Annotated in this window: 1 protein-coding gene; it reads left to right on the top strand. The window is 68.3% G+C overall.

Annotation, left to right across the window (positions count from 1 at the left end; all coding sequences use genetic code 11):
• Positions 1 to 49 precede the first annotated feature (49 nt).
• Positions 50 to 1,441: an IS30 family transposase gene (locus AB0J80_RS38470; protein ID WP_364714778.1), complete on the top strand. Its 1,392-nt coding sequence runs from the start codon at positions 50 to 52 to the stop codon at positions 1,439 to 1,441.
• The last annotated feature ends 9 nt before the right edge of the window (positions 1,442 to 1,450 follow it).

The raw sequence follows: 1,450 nt of genomic DNA, 5'->3' as shown, positions 1-1,450 counted from the left end.
GGCGGATTCAACTGGTCGTCGCAACACCTCGTGATGGTGGAGGTGTTCGATGGCACGTCGTCAGCAGCAGGCGGATCGGGCGTTGCGGCCGGCGATGCGTTCGCCGGGCAGGCCCATGCCGGCACGGCATGTGGAGCGCGCGTTCTGGCGGCTGATCGCGCAGGGCAAACGCACTGAGGAGGCGGCAATTGAGCTCGGTGTGTCGGCGCCCGTTGCGGTGCGCTGGTTTCGTCACGCTGGCGGCATGCCGCCGTTGAGCCTGGCCGAGCCATCGGGTCGTTACCTGTCGTTCTGCGAGCGGGAGGAGATCGCTCTGCTCAAGGCCCAGGGGCGTGGTGTCCGCGCGATCGCCCGACAACTCGAGCGGGACCCGGGCACGATCTCGCGCGAGTTGCGTCGCAACGCCGCGACCCGCGCCGGCAAGCTCGAGTACCGGGCGACCGTGGCGCAGTGGAAGGCGCAGGTTGCCGCGCGGCGACCCAAGCCGGCGAAGCTGGCGGGCAATGCGCGGCTGCGCGAGTACGTGCAGACACGGCTGAGCGGACAGCTGCACCGCCCCGACGGGACAGTCGCCGCCGGCCCTGCGACGACCTGGAAAGGGTTGAACAAGCCGCACCGAGGGGACCGCCGCTGGGCGACGGCCTGGAGCCCGCAGCAGATCAGTCGACGGCTGGTCGTCGACTTCCCCGACGATGAGGACATGCGCATCAGCCACGAGGCGATCTACCAGGCGCTCTACATCCAAGGACGCGGCGCGCTCAAGCGCGAGCTGGTGGCCTGTCTGCGGACCGGCCGGGCGCTGCGCAAGCCCCGGGAACGCTCACGGAACAAGCCGCAAGGACACGTCACCGCCGATGTCGTGCTCAGCGAACGACCCGCCGAGGTCACCGACCGGGCGGTCCCCGGTCACTGGGAAGGCGACCTCATGATCGGGCTGAACCGCTCCGCCATCGGCACCGTCGTCGAGCGCACCAGCCGATACACCCTCCTGGTCCACCTACCGCGTCTCGAAGGTTACAGAGCCACGCCGCCGGTCAAAAACGGGCCCGCCCTCGGCGGCTACGGTGCCATCGCGATGAAGAACGCCCTCCAAGCGGTGATGACCACCATGCCCGAGGAACTGCTGCGAGCCCTCACCTGGGACCGCGGCAAAGAACTCTCCGCGCACGCCCAGTTCAAAATCGACACGGGCATCGCGGTCTACTTCGCCGACCCGCGCTCGCCCTGGCAACGCGGCACGAACGAGAACACCAACGGCCTGCTGCGCCAGTACTTCCCCAAGGGCACCGACCTGTCTCGCTGGGACCTCGCCGACCTCCTTGCCGTTCAGGCAGCGATCAACAGCAGACCCCGAAAGGTCCTCGACTGGAAGACGCCCGCCGAAGCTCTCGACGAGCAGCTACGGTTGCTCCAACCGGCAGGTGTTGCAACGACCGGTTGAACCTAGGCA

It is taken from the genome of Actinoplanes sp. NPDC049548 (genome assembly GCF_040676695.1).
Classification (GTDB): domain Bacteria; phylum Actinomycetota; class Actinomycetes; order Mycobacteriales; family Micromonosporaceae; genus Actinoplanes.
This window is presented reverse-complemented; position numbering and strand designations above follow the sequence as displayed.